At 46.7% G+C, this 16,528-nt stretch carries 13 protein-coding genes; 1 reads left to right on the forward strand and 12 read right to left on the reverse strand.

The features are described 5' to 3' along the window. Nucleotides 1-65: 65 nt before the first annotated feature. The 12 genes from QMG91_RS08875 to QMG91_RS08930 all read right to left on the reverse strand — a co-directional run bounded on the left by QMG91_RS08875 (nucleotide 66) and on the right by QMG91_RS08930 (nucleotide 15,135). Complete coding sequence (locus QMG91_RS08875; protein WP_281830384.1) at nucleotides 66-971, reverse strand: AraC family transcriptional regulator; 906 nt, start codon at nucleotides 969-971, stop codon at nucleotides 66-68. After that, on the reverse strand, nucleotides 958-2,451 hold the full coding sequence (gene xylB / locus QMG91_RS08880; RefSeq protein WP_281830385.1) for a xylulokinase: 1,494 nt from the start codon (nucleotides 2,449-2,451) through the stop codon (nucleotides 958-960). The genes QMG91_RS08875 and xylB overlap by 14 nt, the downstream gene beginning before the upstream one ends. 38 nt (nucleotides 2,452-2,489) lie before the next feature. Further along, on the reverse strand, nucleotides 2,490-3,299 hold the full coding sequence (locus QMG91_RS08885) for an L-iditol 2-dehydrogenase (RefSeq protein WP_022595191.1): 810 nt from the start codon (nucleotides 3,297-3,299) through the stop codon (nucleotides 2,490-2,492). 216 nt (nucleotides 3,300-3,515) lie between these two features. Continuing rightward, nucleotides 3,516-4,898, reverse strand: a complete 1,383-nt coding sequence (locus QMG91_RS08890) for a mannitol dehydrogenase family protein (RefSeq protein ID WP_281830386.1) — start codon at nucleotides 4,896-4,898, stop codon at nucleotides 3,516-3,518. After that, nucleotides 4,888-5,997 (reverse strand): ABC transporter ATP-binding protein, encoded by a 1,110-nt coding sequence (locus tag QMG91_RS08895; protein ID WP_281830387.1) that lies wholly within the window; start codon nucleotides 5,995-5,997, stop codon nucleotides 4,888-4,890. Before QMG91_RS08895 ends, QMG91_RS08890 begins: the two co-directional genes overlap by 11 nt. Next, nucleotides 5,994-6,806 carry a carbohydrate ABC transporter permease gene (locus tag QMG91_RS08900; RefSeq protein ID WP_004401241.1) on the reverse strand — a complete coding sequence of 271 codons (813 nt, stop codon included), beginning with the start codon at nucleotides 6,804-6,806 and terminating at the stop codon, nucleotides 5,994-5,996. The genes QMG91_RS08895 and QMG91_RS08900 overlap by 4 nt, the downstream gene beginning before the upstream one ends. Before the next feature lie 9 nt (nucleotides 6,807-6,815). After that, on the reverse strand, nucleotides 6,816-7,676 hold the full coding sequence (locus QMG91_RS08905; protein WP_022550684.1) for a carbohydrate ABC transporter permease: 861 nt from the start codon (nucleotides 7,674-7,676) through the stop codon (nucleotides 6,816-6,818). A 121-nt stretch (nucleotides 7,677-7,797) separates the two neighbouring features. Then, on the reverse strand, nucleotides 7,798-9,108 hold the full coding sequence (locus QMG91_RS08910) for an ABC transporter substrate-binding protein (protein WP_022550683.1): 1,311 nt from the start codon (nucleotides 9,106-9,108) through the stop codon (nucleotides 7,798-7,800). A gap of 246 nt (nucleotides 9,109-9,354) precedes the next feature. After that, nucleotides 9,355-10,947, reverse strand: coding sequence for an ABC-F family ATPase (locus QMG91_RS08915; protein ID WP_022550682.1), 1,593 nt, complete (start codon nucleotides 10,945-10,947; stop codon nucleotides 9,355-9,357). 76 nt (nucleotides 10,948-11,023) lie between these two features. Continuing rightward, nucleotides 11,024-11,602 (reverse strand): RBBP9/YdeN family alpha/beta hydrolase, encoded by a 579-nt coding sequence (locus QMG91_RS08920; protein ID WP_281830388.1) that lies wholly within the window; start codon nucleotides 11,600-11,602, stop codon nucleotides 11,024-11,026. A 22-nt stretch (nucleotides 11,603-11,624) separates the two neighbouring features. After that, nucleotides 11,625-13,658: a sensor histidine kinase gene (locus QMG91_RS08925; protein ID WP_281830389.1), complete on the reverse strand. Its 2,034-nt coding sequence runs from the start codon at nucleotides 13,656-13,658 to the stop codon at nucleotides 11,625-11,627. Further along, nucleotides 13,648-15,135, reverse strand: a complete 1,488-nt coding sequence (locus QMG91_RS08930; protein ID WP_281830390.1) for a sigma-54-dependent transcriptional regulator — start codon at nucleotides 15,133-15,135, stop codon at nucleotides 13,648-13,650. The genes QMG91_RS08925 and QMG91_RS08930 overlap by 11 nt, the downstream gene beginning before the upstream one ends. A 579-nt stretch (nucleotides 15,136-15,714) precedes the next feature. Here QMG91_RS08930 and QMG91_RS08935 point away from each other — a divergent pair. Further along, entirely contained in the window at nucleotides 15,715-16,527 is an 813-nt protein-coding gene (locus tag QMG91_RS08935; protein ID WP_281830391.1) for an ABC transporter substrate-binding protein, read from the forward strand. Nucleotide 16,528 lies beyond the last annotated feature (1 nt).

The following is a 16,528-nucleotide window of genomic DNA, read 5'->3' on the forward strand; positions in this document are numbered from 1 at the left end:
TGTCACATCATTTAAATTACGAAAACTCGGCTTCGGCTAGCTTACCTATTCACAGGTAAGACAGACTAACCATCCACCGAGTTTTTCTTGCGGTATGCGAGCGGGGTCAGACCTTTAATTCTTCTGAATTGGCGGCTGAAATTGGCGAGGTTTGCGAAGCCGACTTGCTGGCTAATGTTGGCAATACTTTCTTTTGATTCAACCAGTTTGATGCAGGCTCGCTGGATGCGTATTCGGTTTACAAAATCGGTGAATCGATGTCCTGTTGATTTGTGGAAGAAGCGTGAGAAATAAGATTCCGTCATATCGATAAGATCGGCGACATCTTTCACACGAATGGTTTTTTCGTGGTTAAGCATAACGTAGTCCAGCACAAGGTTAATTTTGTTGTGCATAACTTCGGAATCTTTCTTCTCAGAGGGCGGAAGCGCGGAAAGAATTCTCGTTTTCTGCTCGTTTAGGAAATCCATAAATCTCAGGAAGTTAGTTAGCTTCTCAACGCCCCGGGTATTACGGACCGATTTCATGAATTCCATGCTGGTTTCCATGGGCACATCCAGAAACTCTACCCCCATTTTTGCCTGTTCTATCAGTCGTTTAAACAAGGATAATTCAGGAAAAATTTGTGCCGCTCTCTGTATCAGTTCAGGTTCAAACAACACCACCATGTCTCGCAGCTTATGAGTTTCCCCTTCTGCAAGATAGCTCACCCAGTTATGGGGAAGCCAAGGACCCACCAGAATAAGTTGACCCGGCGAAAATGGCCCAACGTGGTTACCTATCATGGCTTTACCTGTTGTTTTCACAATCAGATGGAGTTCGTATTGCTCATGCACATGCCATTTAATTCGGTGGTGAGGTACGCCATGTTCCGTATACGCCACCGATTCTTTGTCGAACGCCATGAACTCCCAAACGGGTTCTTCGCCCAGGCTTTCCCGATGATACGGCTTAATTTCATAGGTGGACATAAGAAGCTCCTACTCGACTCGAACGCTGTTTCTCATACTCTGAATATAGCGTCTTAAACTCTTGGTATTTCTTTTGATAGATGGCTTGATATTTTGGGTTGGGGAGAATCTCTTCAAGCACTTTAGGTGCGTGACAAACGGATGAAACAGGTTCTCCGGTATCGCAAAGCTTAGCCAGCCTCGCCGCTCCATAAGCCGGACCGCTCTCTCCGCCTTCGTAGCGAAGGATCTTTATGCCTAGAATGTTGGCGATAATCTGAAGCCATAACTGGCTTTTGGTTCCGCCACCAATGGCACCCAGAAATTCAACTTTAGTGCCGCTTTCCTGAATGGCGTTCTGACAGTCTAGCAGTGAAAAACCAACACCCTCCAATATTGCCTGAGTCATATGGTGCCCTTTTGTTGCCCATGTCATATGGTGAAAACTGGCGGTCGCAAATGGATTGTTATGAGGTGTCCTTTCCCCCATCAAATATGGGAGGAATAGCGTTGGTTGAGTGGGATCGTAATCGGCTTCGAGATCAGCAATCAGCTCACCGATGTCCTGCTTGGTTAAATCCGCAAACCACTTTAACGGGCTGGCACCGTTCAACATGCACGCCATTTGAAACCAACGTTCAGGAACAGCATGAGCAAAAGAGTGGACTAACGCATGAGGGTAAGGTTTATAAGTCTCGGTGGTCACAAAATACTGGGCAGATGTCCCTAAAGATATGAACGCGTCTCCCTGATTTATGGCTCCAATACCAATAGCTCCGCATGCTGCGTCTCCCCCGCCAGCGCATAAGGTGACCGAAGTGGATAAACCAAGTTCGGACGCAATCTCTGCTAAAAGCTGACCAGTTTCTTCTGTCCCTTCTTTTAAGGTAACCATCTGACTTGGTTGAAGCCCACTAAGTTCGAGCATTTTGTCCGACCACTCACGGCTTTCTTCATCAAGCCACAAGGTGCCTGCAGCATCACTGACGTCTGTCGCAAGCTCGCCAGTCAGCTTTAGCCTGACGTAGTCTTTAGGAAGGAGAATATGTCGAATAGACTTAAACGCGTCCGGTTCATGCTCTGCCATCCAGCGTAGTTTAGGAGCGGTAAATCCAGACATCGCCGGAACACCCGCTACGTTCCCGAGTTCAGGAAGCTCACGATTCATATCTTCTGCTTGCTTATGTGAACGTCCGTCATTCCAGAGAATGGCGGGTCTTACTGGATTGAGCGACTCATCGAGCATGACCGCACCGTGCATTTGCCCAGAAAGCCCTATGCACTGAACATCGGAAAATGGCACTGGGAAATCGTGTTTGATTTGCTTCAGAGTGTTAAGCGTTGCATTCCACCATAAATCGGGCTCCTGTTCGGACCATAGTGGTTTAGGAGTGGATGCAGGATAGGATTCGCCAGCGGTGCCAACGACGGTTCCATTCTCATCCATAAGCAACGTTTTCACCGATGAAGTACCAATATCAATTCCCAGGTAGTGCGCCATTTTCCTTCCTTATGCTGCGTTAAAGTATGCCTTTACTCTTAGTTCATCGCGTTGCCGCCATCGACATTAAATGTCTGAGCGGTAATGTAGTCTGACATTGGTGACGCCAAAAACAACGCCATTCCCGCCATGTCGTCTGGCAAGCCCATTCGTCCCAACGGTACTTCTTCACCAACCAGCCTTTTCTTTTCGCCGGGCTGACGGTTTTCATACTTAGCGAACAATGCATCCACCTGATCCCACATTGGAGTGTCGACGACGCCCGGCGAGATACTATTTACATTAATGCCATTGTCAGCCAGGGCCAACCCAGCAGACTGGGTGTAGCTGATAACCGCTGCCTTGGTTGCGCAGTAGTGAGCAACTAAAGGTTCACCGCGTCTTCCTGCTTGCGATGCCATATTGATGATCTTACCGCCCTTACCTGCTGCAACCATTTCTTTTGCGACTGCCTGCATCATGAAGAACATCCCTTTCACGTTGACATTATATAAGCGGTCAAATTGTTCAGATGTTGATTCAAGAATCGGTCCCATATCGAATATCGCAGCATTGTTGAACAGCACATCAATATGACCATACTGCGCTTTTGTTTTGGAAATTGCCTGCTCTATCTGATCCAAATCCGTCACATTGGTTGGGCAGTAACTTAGCGAGTCTGGGTATTGCTTTATTAACTCGCTTAGCTCTGCGGATGGAGAATCAGCCAGATCCAGAACCATGCAGCTTGCGCCATTAGCGAGATAAGTTGCGCAAACCGCTAATCCAATTCCTCCGTTTGCGCCGCTGAGCAGAGCGACTTTCCCTTTCAAAACCAGTTGGTCTTGATTAAATACGGTGATACTCATTTCATTTCCTTATGATTTTAAGCGTTCTACCTGATTTCTTGGCTTTGCGGCTGTTTTTGAATGTGTAGACACGAGAATCGCCAAGATGCTTAGAGTGAAATAACCCTAAGGTATATCTATATAATTCCGACCCAAATTTGTCTGAGAGCTGGGCTTTCCTATCACTATCAAGCCTGTCACATATGTTGGACAGAAGTACGAATTGACCTTTACTCATTAGCTCTCGGATTCCTCATATTCTTTTGATTGGGTTTCAATCTGCTTTTTAAGCTGCTCGGTAAAATCGGGAAAATGGGACGTCAGCCCCTGCCAGACATCTTCATTTGATAAAAATGTAGTGACAGGGTCACATGAATTAAGCCATTGTTCTGCTTTACTGAAATGCGGGTCTTTATAGTTAAACGCGAGCTTTCCGTTATGGAATCGCTCCAGAAAGCAGTACCAGTGGGCAATAAGGCAAATCGCATATCGTGGCATATGGTTTCTTTCGAGATTAAAGCGCACAGTGGGCAGTATGAACTGAGGAAACTTGCTCACGCTGTCCATCGCGATCCGCTCTATTGAGTCGGCAATATGGCTATTGCTGAAACGCTCAACAATTTTCTGACGATATTGCTCGAGATCGACAGGCGGATGGCTGATAGTCGGGATAACCTCGGTTTGATGATAACCCTTTAACCAATCGGCAAGCTGGTCGTCTTCCATGTTCTGATCGAAGGTGATGTAATTTCTTAACGCACCCACATAAGACAACAAAAAGTGACCGCCATTTAAGATGCGTATCTTGGTTTCTTCGTATTGATGGACCTGACTGGAAAAAGTGACCCCGACTTTTTCTAACTGGGGAAAGTCTGAAGCGAATTTGTCTTCAATGACCCACTGTTCGAAGTCTTCGCCCATAATTGGGCACTCGTCTTTTTCATCGATGATGGTTTCAAGCTGCCTCGCCAGCCCTTTCGGAGGAACGGGCGTTATTCGATCGACCATACAACAAGGGAATGTGACGTGTTTACTGACCCATTCTAAAAGCTCAGTTTCCTGCTTAGCAGAGAGAAACTGCTTAAACGCATTTTCCAACAAGGTTCCATTGTCGCGTAGGTTATCGCAGGTCAAAACGGTAATTGCTCCCGCCTGGCTCGCCGCTCGCTGTTTCAAAGCGTAACTTAAGTATCCGTAAACCGTTTTTGGCGCATCCGAATTCGCTAAATCGGATGCAATTTCCACATCCTTTAAGTTAACGTCGTTGGTATCCGTCAGATAATAACCGCCCTCAGTAACCGTTATGGTTAACGCCTTTACGTTCGGATCGGTAAAGATGCTATCAAGTTCAGAAACGTCACCCGAAGCATCAACAACCGTATCCATCGCTTCAATTTTGCGGATTTCGATATCACCGTATGCGGAGATTTTCTTTAGATGATATCGACCGCCTTGCTGTTGCAAGGTTTGAGTGATTGTTCGTGATTCTGGGCGAAGGTTGACGCCGGTATAGTGCCAACGGTCAGAAGGTGGAACCAAACGATTGAATCGGTCGACGTAATACGCCTGATGTCCACGGAAAAAAGATCCCACACCAAAGTGAACCAGTCTATTCGTCATAAGAGAGCTCCTCATAAATATTGAGCGCTTGCTCTTGTGAATCAAACAGATAGATTTGCTTCTTGTCCAAAGCCAACCCTACTTCCTGATTCAGTTTCGGGCTGTCTGCGGGCGCATGTTTAGAAACCAGGGTCTCGCCGTTTTCAATGCGGACGTAGCTCAGGGTTTCCGAACCAAGTTGTTCGATTACCTCAACCACACCCGTTACGTCGCCTTGCTCTGTCGGGACAATGGTGACGGCTTCAGGTCGAATTCCCAGCGTTTTAGCTTGCAAAACCGAACCACTGTATTTATTTACAGGTAACCGGATTTGAGCATCGTTAATTAACTGCGCTGTCAGGTTTTCGCCTTCAGAATGAACGGTTCCGAGGTTAAGCAAGTTCATTTTTGGTGTGCCGATAAAGGATGCAACGAACAGGTTCGCTGGCTGATGATAAAGCTCTAGCGGAGAACCAATTTGTGCCACTTCCCCTTGTTTCATGATCACCACTTTGTCGGCGAGCGTCATGGCTTCGACCTGATCGTGCGTTACGTAAATCATGGTGGTGCCAAGTTCATGATGGAGGCGAGAAAGCTCGATACGCATTTCAACACGAAGTGCAGCATCCAGGTTAGAAAGTGGCTCATCAAACAGGAATACTTTCGGGTTACGTACGATGGCGCGCCCAATTGCCACACGCTGCCTCTGACCACCAGAGAGTGCCTTTGGTTTGCGATCAAGCAATGGCTCAAGTTTCAGTGCCTTAGCGACTTGCAGTACTTTTTTGTCGATCTCATCTTTTGGTGTGTTTGCCAGCTTAAGGGCAAAACCCATATTTTCTTTCACCGACATATGCGGGTATAACGCGTAGCTTTGGAACACCATGGCAAGGTTACGCTTAGATGGGTGCACTTCGGTAATCAGTTCACCATCTAAATGAATTCCACCAGCAGAAGATTCTTCCAGCCCCGCAATGGTTCTTAATAGTGTCGACTTTCCACAACCGGATGGACCAACGAAGACCACAAATTCGCCCTTTTGAATTTCAAAATTGATGTTTTTAAGGGCAAGTGCATCGCCGTATTTTTTGTCGAGTTGGTTGACTGTTAAATAACTCATTTTACTGCTCCGAAGGTCAATCCTTGTACCAATTGTTTCTGACAGAACCAGCCAAGCACGACGATAGGTGCACAGGCTAATGTGGATGCGGCAGATAACTTCGCCCAAAACAATCCTTCCGGGCTGGAATACGTTGAAATCATGGTGGCTAATGTACCGGCATCTGCGGATGTTAAGTTGATCGCCCAGAAGGCTTCATTCCAGCTCAGGACAATAGACAAAAGCGCTGTTGATGCGATGCCACCAAATGAGAGCGGAAGCAGCACATATCGAATTTCGCCTAACGTGCTCGCTCCGTCTAAACGAACGGCTTCGAGAATGTCTTTTGGAATGTCCTTGAAGTATGAGAACAACATCCAGATGATGATCGGCAGATTGATTAAGGTGTAAATAATGGTCAGCGCCAAACTACTGTCGAGCAATCCTGCCTCTTTGCACAGTATGTAGATTGGCACCAAAACCCCGACGGCGGGTAACATCTTGGTTGAAAGCATCCAAAGGAGCATATCTTTGGTACGTTTGCCCGGATAAAACGCCATTGAATACGCCGCAGGAACCGAGATGATCAAGGCGATCAACGTGGAACCAAATGCAGTGATTACTGAGTTCTTGGCGAATTTCAGGTAATCGCTTCGCTCTTGAACGATGCCGTAGTTTTCAACCGTAGGTTCAAAGATAAAGCTCGGTGGAACCGAAATGGCCTGTTGTTCCGTTTTGAATGAGGTAATCAGCATCATGATGATCGGGAAAAACACGATCAACGCTATCACCCAGCTTAAAACGGCTCTAAATCGAAATGTCTGATTCATAAAGCTCTCCTAGGCGACTAAGTTTTTGCCAATGGCACGGATTAAGAAGAAAGCCACAATGTTGGCGAGAATAACCGCAATCAAACCACCCGCAGACGCCACGCCGACATCAAATTGCATTAGGGCTTGAGCGAAAATCAGAAATGCCAGGTTGGTTGACTCGTATCCCGGTCCACCACTGGTGGTCACGAATATTTCCGCAAACACAGAGAGCAGGAAAATAGTTTCGATCATCATCACTACCGCGATAGGTCGTGCCAAATGTGGAAGCGTTAAGTAGCGGAACACTTGAAAACCGTTGGCACCGTCCAGCACTGCCGCTTCTTTCTGCTCGGTATCCATCGATTGCAATGACGTCATAAAGATCAGCAGGGCAAATGGCATCCATTGCCAGCTCAACATGGCGATGATCGAACCCAGCGGATAATCCGAGAGCCAATCTACAGGCTCTAACCCAACCGATTCCCAGAGCGACGCTAAAACGCCATAAACCGGGTGCATCATCAGGTTTTTCCAGATCAATGCGTTCACCGTTGGCATAATAAAAAACGGTGAAATCAGCAATACCCGAACAATGCCTCTGCCTTTAAAAGGTTTATCCAGTAACACGGCAATCAAAACCGCAGCAATCACGGTTACGACCAACACCATGCCAACCAACGTCAGTGTGTTGGTCACCGCTGGCCAGAAAGCTTCGTCGGTATAGAAAAATTCAAAGTTAAGTCCGCCAATGTAATTATTCTCTCCCGGATACAGGAGGTTGTATCGGATGACGGAAAAATAAATGGTCATGGATAATGGCACGACCATCCACAGCAATAAGCTGATGAAGGATGGAAATACCAATATTTTGGGTAACCACCTTTGCATAAAGACTTCCTTGTAAAAAGAATTGGGGTGAAAGCCCCAAAAGTACTTCTGAAGTGAGCAGGAGCGCTATCGCCCCTGCTACTGTCTTGCGATGGAGCTTGGCTAAGCTAGCCTCGCTCGGTTACTTGTAGTAACCAGACTTACGCATCTCACGGTCGGCAGACTTGTTCGCGTTTTTCAGCGCCTGCTCTACCGAAACGTTTCCTGCTAAGGCGTTAGTAAACTGCTGTCCTGCAGCAATACCAATCGCCTGGAACTCAGGAATTGCGGCGAACTGTACGCCCACGTAAGGAGATGGCAGCAAAGTACTGTTTTGAGGATCAGCAGATTGAATCGCTTTCAGTTCTGCTTCAGCAAAGACCGCGGCATCTTTGAATGCTTGCGTGTCGTAAGTTGACTGACGAGTACCTGTTGGTACGTTCGCCCAACCATTCTCTTGCGCTACAAGCTTGATGTAGTCCTGAGAGGTCGCCCATTTCACGAACTTTTCAGCTTCAGCTTGGTTTTTACTGCCAGCTGGAACACCAAGTGCCCATGCCCACAGCCAGTTAGCACCGCGATTGGTTACCGCAATTGGTGCTTGCGCAAATGCGACCTTATCAGCAACTTTACTTTGCTTAGGATCGGAGATGAAAGAAGCTGCGATGGTGGCGTCGATCCACATACCACATTTACCTTCATTGAACAGCGCGAGGATTTCGTTGAAGCTGTTGGAGGTTGAACCCGGAGGACCGTAAGTGGTTAGAAGGTCAACATAGAAAGATACAGCGTGGTTCCACTGAGGAGTGGTGAGCTGCGGTTTCCATTCTTCGTCAAACCAGCGGGCACCAAATGAGTTTGCCATTGTAGTAATGAACGCGGCGTTGTCACCCCACCCCGGCTTACCACGCAAACAGATACCATAAACCCCATTGTCTGGATCATGGATGGATGCCGCAACGTCACGGATGTGACCCCACGAAGCGTTATCCGGAATTGCCATGCCTGCTTTATCGACCAGATCTTTACGGTACATTACCATCGAGCTTTCGCCGTAGAATGGGACCGCGTACATCTTGCCGTCGACAGACAAGCCAGAACGAATCGCCGGCAAAATATCGTCAGCGTTGTAGCTGGCGTCGTCTTTGATTTCTTTGAGCCAGCCTTTCTTACCCCAGATTGGTGCTTCATACATACCAATCGTCATGATATCGAACTGACCACCTTTGGTCGCGATATCTGTGGTCACACGCTGGCGCAACACCCCTTCTTCCAGAGTCACCCAATTGAGTTTCACCCCTGGATTCGCCTCTTCATATGCTTTGCTAAGCTTCTGCATTTCAATCATATGACCGTTATTTACCGTCGCGATGGTTAGCTCGGTAGCCGCAATAGCGGGCGCACTTGAAATGGCAGCAAGTACAGAGGCAGAAAGTAATGTCCTGAGTTTCATGTTCATTCCCTCGACTGTTTTTAGTTTATTTTGAGGCATGTTGCGTATTAACATCCCCGCAACAATCACAATTCAAAAATAGTCAAAAGAGAAATTATTGAGTGCAGAAAAGTACTTTTTAGTCTTTTAATGATCTTTTTCTGCGCTAAAAGTATTATTTATGAGACTGAAGGGTAAAAATTTGATAACAAAAAGGCGCTCAATTAATGAGCGCCTTTTTCGGGGTTTATCGAATAATTTTAGTGATTATTCTTCTACACCGCGAGATTTTAGGAACTCAGAATAGGTTCCTTTGAAATCGGTGATCTTGTTGTCTTTGATTTCGATGATTCGGGTCGCCAGAGAGTCAACAAACACGCGATCGTGCGAAACGAAGAACAGCGTGCCTTTGTATTGTTCAAGAGCAGTATTCAAAGATTCGATGGATTCCATGTCCATGTGGTTGGTTGGTTCGTCCATCAACAACATGTTTGGTTTGTGCATCATCAGTTTGCCAAGCAACATACGACCTTGCTCACCACCAGACAGCACTTTTACTGACTTTTTGATGTCGTCTTGCGAGAACAACATTCTGCCCAGAAAGCTACGAATGACTTGCTCGTCATCGCCTTCCTGACGCCATTGCCCCATCCAGGTCATCAAATCCATATCGGCTTCAAAGTCTTCCGCATGGTCTTGCGCGTAGTAACCGATATTGGAGTTTTCAGACCACTTGAATTCACCTGAGCGCGGCTCATGAACGCCTGCTAGTGTGTTCAGAAGTGTCGTTTTACCCACGCCGTTTTCACCGATAATCGCAACGCGCTCACCTACTTCAAAAATGGCATTGAAGTCTGAAAACAGGTCGTTTTCATAACCCTGACTTAGGTTTTCTACAATCAGTGCGTTACGGAATAGCTCTTTAGACTGTTCAAATCGAATGAATGGGTTTTGACGGCTTGATGCTTTTACTTCATCAAGCTTAATTTTATCGATCTGCTTAGCACGGGATGTTGCCTGCTTCGCCTTTGACGCGTTGGCAGAGAAACGCGCCACGAACGTTTGAAGTTCAGCGATTTGCGCTTTCTTCTTGGCGTTGTCTGCTAACAGACGATCACGAGCCTGAGATGCCGCCGTCATGTACTCATCGTAGTTACCTGGGTAAACACGAAGTTCACCGTAATCAAGGTCTGCCATGTGAGTACAGACACTGTTCAGGAAGTGACGGTCGTGCGAGATGATGATCATGGTGCAGTTACGTTCGTTCAGCGTTTCTTCCAACCAGCGGATGGTGTCGATGTCCAGGTTGTTGGTTGGTTCGTCGAGCAACATGATGTCTGGGTCTGCAAACAGGATTTGAGCCAGAAGAACACGCAGTTTCCAGCCAGGAGCCACTTCGCTCATCAAACCGAAGTGTTGTTCCAGTGGAATACCTACCGCAAGCAACAACTCGCCCGCTTTGGCTTCTGCCATGTAGCCATCCATTTCGGCAAACTGGGTTTCCAGATCCGCAACCTTCATGCCATCTTCTTCGCTCATTTCAGGCAAAGAGTAGATACGGTCACGTTCCTGCTTAACTTCCCACAGCTCTTTGTGACCCATGATAACCGTGTCGACAACGGTGAATTCTTCGTAAGCAAACTGGTCCTGATTCAGTTTCGCAACGCGCTCATTTGGGTCGTAGCTGACGTTACCAGAAGTCGGGTCGAGTTCTCCGCTCAAAATCTTCATGAAAGTGGATTTACCACACCCATTTGCGCCGATTAAACCGTAACGGTTGCCTTCGCCAAACTTAACTGAAATGTTTTCAAATAGTGGCTTCGCGCCAAATTGTTGTGTGATATTCGCGGTAGAAATCAAAACCGAACCCCTTAGATAGTAAAAAGCGCTGCCACGGTACTTGGCAACGCGTTTTGATGCAAGTGTTTATTGGGTTTCAGACCAGAAGGGACTGGATTTGGTCTTGAGATTTCTTCAAAAGTTTACTGCCTAGTAACTTCTCTATTAGCTTTTCACCTGCAATCCACTCGCCATACCCCGCATTGGTGTGGATATGACCCGCTCCGGGAATCTCTACAATTTCACTTCCCCATGATTTCGCAAATAAATGAGCTCTTTCCAGTGAAAGATGCTCGTCGTTATCGCTTGTAACAAGAATACTGGGGAATGGCAGAGGTTTAAATGTCAGAGGACGTAGAGTATGGATCTCAGAGATTGCACTGGGTGAATCAACATCAGCTGGCGCAACCAATAAAGCACCAATTACCTTGTCGGAACTGAACATTGATGACCACTGAGTAATGGTTACAGCACCACAACTGTGTCCAACCAGAACTACCTTAGAGTCAATAGAAGCAATTGTTTTTTCAAGAACATTGACCCATTTATCGCGTTCTGGCATATCCCAGTTTTCTTGTTGAACCCGAACAACATTTTGATATTTTCGTTCTATGAAAGTTTGCCAATGCTGTGGACCAGCGTTTGTGTATCCGGGTACTAAAATGATCGTAGTCATTACTGAGTTTTCTTTCCTTATTTTATTCCGTCATCACCAGTTCAACAGCGTTAGCCTTTTGTGGCAGATACACCGAGAACTGGCTCCCTAAACCAACTTTGGAAGTGACTTTAATTTCTCCACCCGTCTGGCTGAGAATGCTTTGCGACACGGAAAGGCCAAGCCCGGTTCCGTCTCGTTTAGTTGTATAAAAAGGATCAAACACTCGCTTGAGCTGTTCTTCTGGAATACCGCAACCCTGGTCAATCACATGAACGACTGCACCTTTGGTTTCGTCTTCTTCTTGCCAGTCTTCGGTGCGAATGGTTAATACCCCTTCCCCATTCATGGCATGGATGGCATTCATTTCCAAGTTTACCAGAATTTGCAGCAGGTGATGTCGGTTGACTTCGACAACCGATTTGGCATTCAGCTCGGTAACAAACTGAACGTCGCGTTTTTTGGCGCCAGTTTTAACCAAGGTCAGGCTTTCTTCGACGATTGGGTTAACGTGTTGCCAGGTAATTTCGTCTTGCACACCACCCTGACGGCTATACTGGAGCAGGCTTCGCGTAATGTTTCGAATGCGATCAATCTGATTCAGAATGGTATCAATTTCTTCTTCAATCGAATCTGCTTTGTCACCCAGTTCGAATTTCAGTAATTCTACGTTCCCTAGTATTACAGCCGTTGGGTTGTTGATTTCGTGGGCGATACCGGCGGTCAGCTCACCGAGTGCGGCTAGTTTTTCGTTCACCACTAACTTATCGCGGGTCTGGTTCAGCAGTTTGATATGAAGTTCGAGTTGTTCTGTCTTCTCATGAAGTTTAGCGGTTCGTCGCTCTACTTTGCTTTCTAGCTGATCCGCGGCCTGACGGATTTCGGCGTTACGCTGAGCAAGCAAGTCGAGCATGTTGTCGAATTGGCGCGCAAGCTGAGTCAGCTCATGTTCGTCATCCAGACCTAATTGTCCGATGCGCTTGTCTCTGCCCGCCTGCACGGATTTAACCACGTGGTGAATCCGCTCAATCGGGTGGAACAGATCACGTGAACCACGATACACAATCATTCCAGATATGAGTAGCAAAGTAAGAATGGTGAGACTGATTTCGCCAAGGTTGGTGATGTAAACTTTGATAAGCGGCCAGATTAGATACCCTGTATAAAGCATGCCAATGACATCGTTGTACTGGTTGTAAATGGGTTGGTAAGCGGTGATGTACCAGTCGTCGTATACATATGCACGGTCGATCCAGTTTTCCCCTCTGTCCAGAACCGCTTCTTTAACCTGAAGGGAAACCGTTGTGCCAATTGCTCTGCCTTTGTGTTCCTGACTGTCCAAAGGCACGTTGGTACTGATTCGCAGATCATCCATAAACAAGGTCACAGTACCGATTTGAGGCTGAAGTGCATTGGGTTTGGCGTAGATCAGGTCACGGATTTGGTCGACCAGACCGGTGCTGTTATTAAGAAGTAAGCCACCATCGAGATACCCTACAACCCGTTGGTCTTCATCTTTTACTGGTAATACGCTCCGACTGATTAAACCACGAGTTTCTACCCCTTCTCCGTTTAGCAGAGGAATCTGGGCTTTGGTCGCGAGGTCGCGGTTGAACTCTTTCATCTGATCAACGGTGAACACGTCGAAGAAAGACGCTTTCTGAGCGAGTAACTCTTGGTTAGTTGACTGCTCAATAGGGATCCAGCGAAGAAAATCGAGTTGGTAACTGTGCTTTTGTGCCGATACCCAGTCCCCCAGTTCGAGGGCATCGTGATGAGCCGACATCAACCGAATCTGAAATGGATAGGAGTTCGCGAGCGATTTCATACTCTGGACTTGTTTGTCCTGAAGTATCTGAATGCTGTTGTCGGCTACAGAAAGCTTTTCGGAGACATTCACTAAAGCATTCTGCCAAGTGTAATGGGTCGACCAGTAAAAAGTGATACCCACTAAGGCAAGCAATGTCAGTAATATTGGGGCTGACGTTAAGAAAAGTAGCCTGTAGCGCACCATTGACTTAAGGCGCATTCGCCAGACTTTGAATACATTAGATACACCGGGTTTATTATTCGGCATCGTCCGATCCTTCTGATTCCCATTCTTTGTATTTTCGTTCTAGGGTTTTTCGAGCAACACCTAACTGCCGGGCGGCAGCAGATTTATTGCCATCATGGTGGCTCACTACTTGCTGAATGTGTCTTTTTTCGACTTCTTTTAAACTCCATTCGTTGGGGTAACCAAGGATCTCGTCGCTTCGATAATCCGGAAGCTTAGGCATAACGGTTTCTAGTGACGTTGTCACTGATACGGTTGGCTGAACAGGCTGCGAATAGTCTGCGTTCAGTTCTCTCCAATGATGTGCCGGCGGCTTGCCAAGCAAAATACATCTTTCCATTAAGTTTTTGAGTTCCCGAATGTTTCCTGGCCAGTCGTAGTCGTGCATGGCCAGTATGTCTTCGTGCGCCCACTTAGGTTCTGGCATACCGAGTTCTTTCGCTAACGACTTGGTAAAGAATGGAACAAGATCGATAAGGTCAGATTTACGTTCTTTAAGTGGTGGAACATCAATTTTCAGTACATTCAGCCGGTAATACAGGTCTTTTCTGAAGGTGCCAGCTTCGACCTCATCTTTCAGGTTTCGGTTGGTTGCCGCGACAATCCGGACATCCACACTGACTTCTTTTTCACTGCCGACAGGTCTGATGGTTCTTTGCTCTAGCACCCGCAGTAACGACGATTGCATAGAGATGGGCATTTCACCAATTTCATCCAAAAACAACGTCCCACCACTTGCCACGCGAAACAGACCTTCACGGCTTTTCTTCGCTCCGGTGAACGCACCTGCTGTATGACCGAATAGCTCACTTTCCAATAATTCAGGCGCGATTGCGCCACAGTTTATAGGAACAAAAGGACCTGTTCTTCCACTCGCAGCGTGTACCCCACGCGCTACTAATTCTTTCCCTGTTCCCGACTCTCCTTCTACCAGAATCGAGGCACGCGATGGTGCAAATTGTCCCATTAACTGTTTGAGTGACTTGGTTTTTTCTGAGTTGCCAATCATTTCACTACTGATAAGACGATTCACATCTCGGGTAAGTGCGTGATGAAGACGTGTTGCCAGCCTTTTATCCATGCATCGCTGCACTGATTGCAACATCTGTTCCAGATTAAACGGTTTGAGTATGAAGTCAGTCGCACCGAGCTTAAGTGCGCTTATCGCGGTTTCGAGGTCGGCATATCCCGTCATAAAAATCACATCACAACGACGGTCGTCATCGTTAAATGCTTCTTTCCACTCTATACCCGAACGACCCGGTAAGTTGATGTCCAGAATGATCAGGTCGTAGTGATTTTCCTGTCTGAATTTTTCGGCCTGCTCAATGCTGCCGCAGCAGTCGACTTTGGAAAACCACTTGCCTAATGCCTTTTTCAATATGGCTTGCATGCCTGTTTCATCATCGACTACCAATACAGAAAACGCCTGATACTTACCAACATGGTTGGGTTGTGATTGAGAACTGGAAAGATAGGGATCGTGTGAAACTGACATATATGGCTCATTTAAGGTCTGTTGAACTGGGACAGAGTGTACCAATCAAGATCAATACAAAAAGAAAGTATGTGCGACATTTTGTCCTAGCTCAAATTTTTCGAGTGTATTCCGGTTGCCAATTGAACGACCTACTTCACATAAACAGGCTAAATTCATACCCAAGTGTCTTGGGTTTACTTGGGTATAGTTGGCACTGAGCTTGCTATATCCCTATATACTCAAACGACCTCAAGATGCAGGATTCAGAGCGTTATCTCCTGCTTCAGTTCAAGGAAAAGAACGCAGTGGAATGACAAGTCCTTTCCAAGTTCTTTGACGATGAAATGAGGCAGGAGATACGCTCCCAAGGGCGAGTTTGCTTGGCTTTCATACTTCGTTATCGATTCTCGATTTAGAACCACTAGATCTTCAAATCGATTTCTTGTCTGAAAACCAAGCAATTCTCGCTGAAACTAGCAGCTTGAGGTGGTTTGAGTATAAGCATCATTGATATGCCTGACCACCAAACGTATTGAATCCGTTTTGGCTGGAAGCAATAAGAAAAACGTCTAACAAAAACAAAAATGGAATTGAGTAATGAAAAAAATAGCGATGACCCTCGCCTTTTGTACAACTGTCAGTTATCAGGCTTTTGCCGACCAGGAAAAATCTCATATTCGTTTAGCGACGACCACCAGTACTTACCACTCCGGTCTTCTCGACTACCTGCTACCAGAATTTGAAAAGGAAACCGGCTACAAGGTTGACGTGATTGCAGCTGGCACGGGGAAATCTCTGCGTATGGGACAAAATGGCGATGTCGATCTTGTCATGACCCACGCGCCAAAAGCGGAAGCCACGTTCGTTGAAAAGGGCTACGGTGTGCTTCCCCGCTCCCTTATGTATAACGACTTTGTTGTCGTGGGACCTAAGAATGATCCTGCGAAAGTTTATGGTGGCAACGACGTGGCTAAAGCGTTCAAACATATCGCGAATAGTCAGTCGACGTTTGTTTCTCGCGGTGATGATTCAGGAACGCACAAAAAAGAGCTTAACCTGTGGGCGCAATCTTCTATTGAACCGAACTTTGGCGGCTATCGCTCGGTTGGGCAAGGCATGGGTCCAACGCTCAATATGGCGTCTGAAATGCAGGGATACACGCTGACCGACCGCGGTACATGGCTCGCATATCAAAACAAGGTCGATTTAGGCATTGCCGTTGAAGGTGACCAACGTCTGTTCAATCCTTATCAGGTCATTCTGGTTAACCCCAAACGCTACCCAGACATAAATTATCAAGGTGCTAAAGTTTTCAGTGACTGGTTAGTTAATTCCAAAGGACAAACTTTGATCAACAGCTTCAAGCTACAGGGCAAACAGTTGTTTGTGGCAAACGCAAAGAGTGAATAAC

Source organism: Vibrio nigripulchritudo (assembly GCF_027924785.1).
In the GTDB taxonomy this organism is placed as follows: Bacteria; Pseudomonadota; Gammaproteobacteria; order Enterobacterales; family Vibrionaceae; genus Vibrio; species Vibrio nigripulchritudo.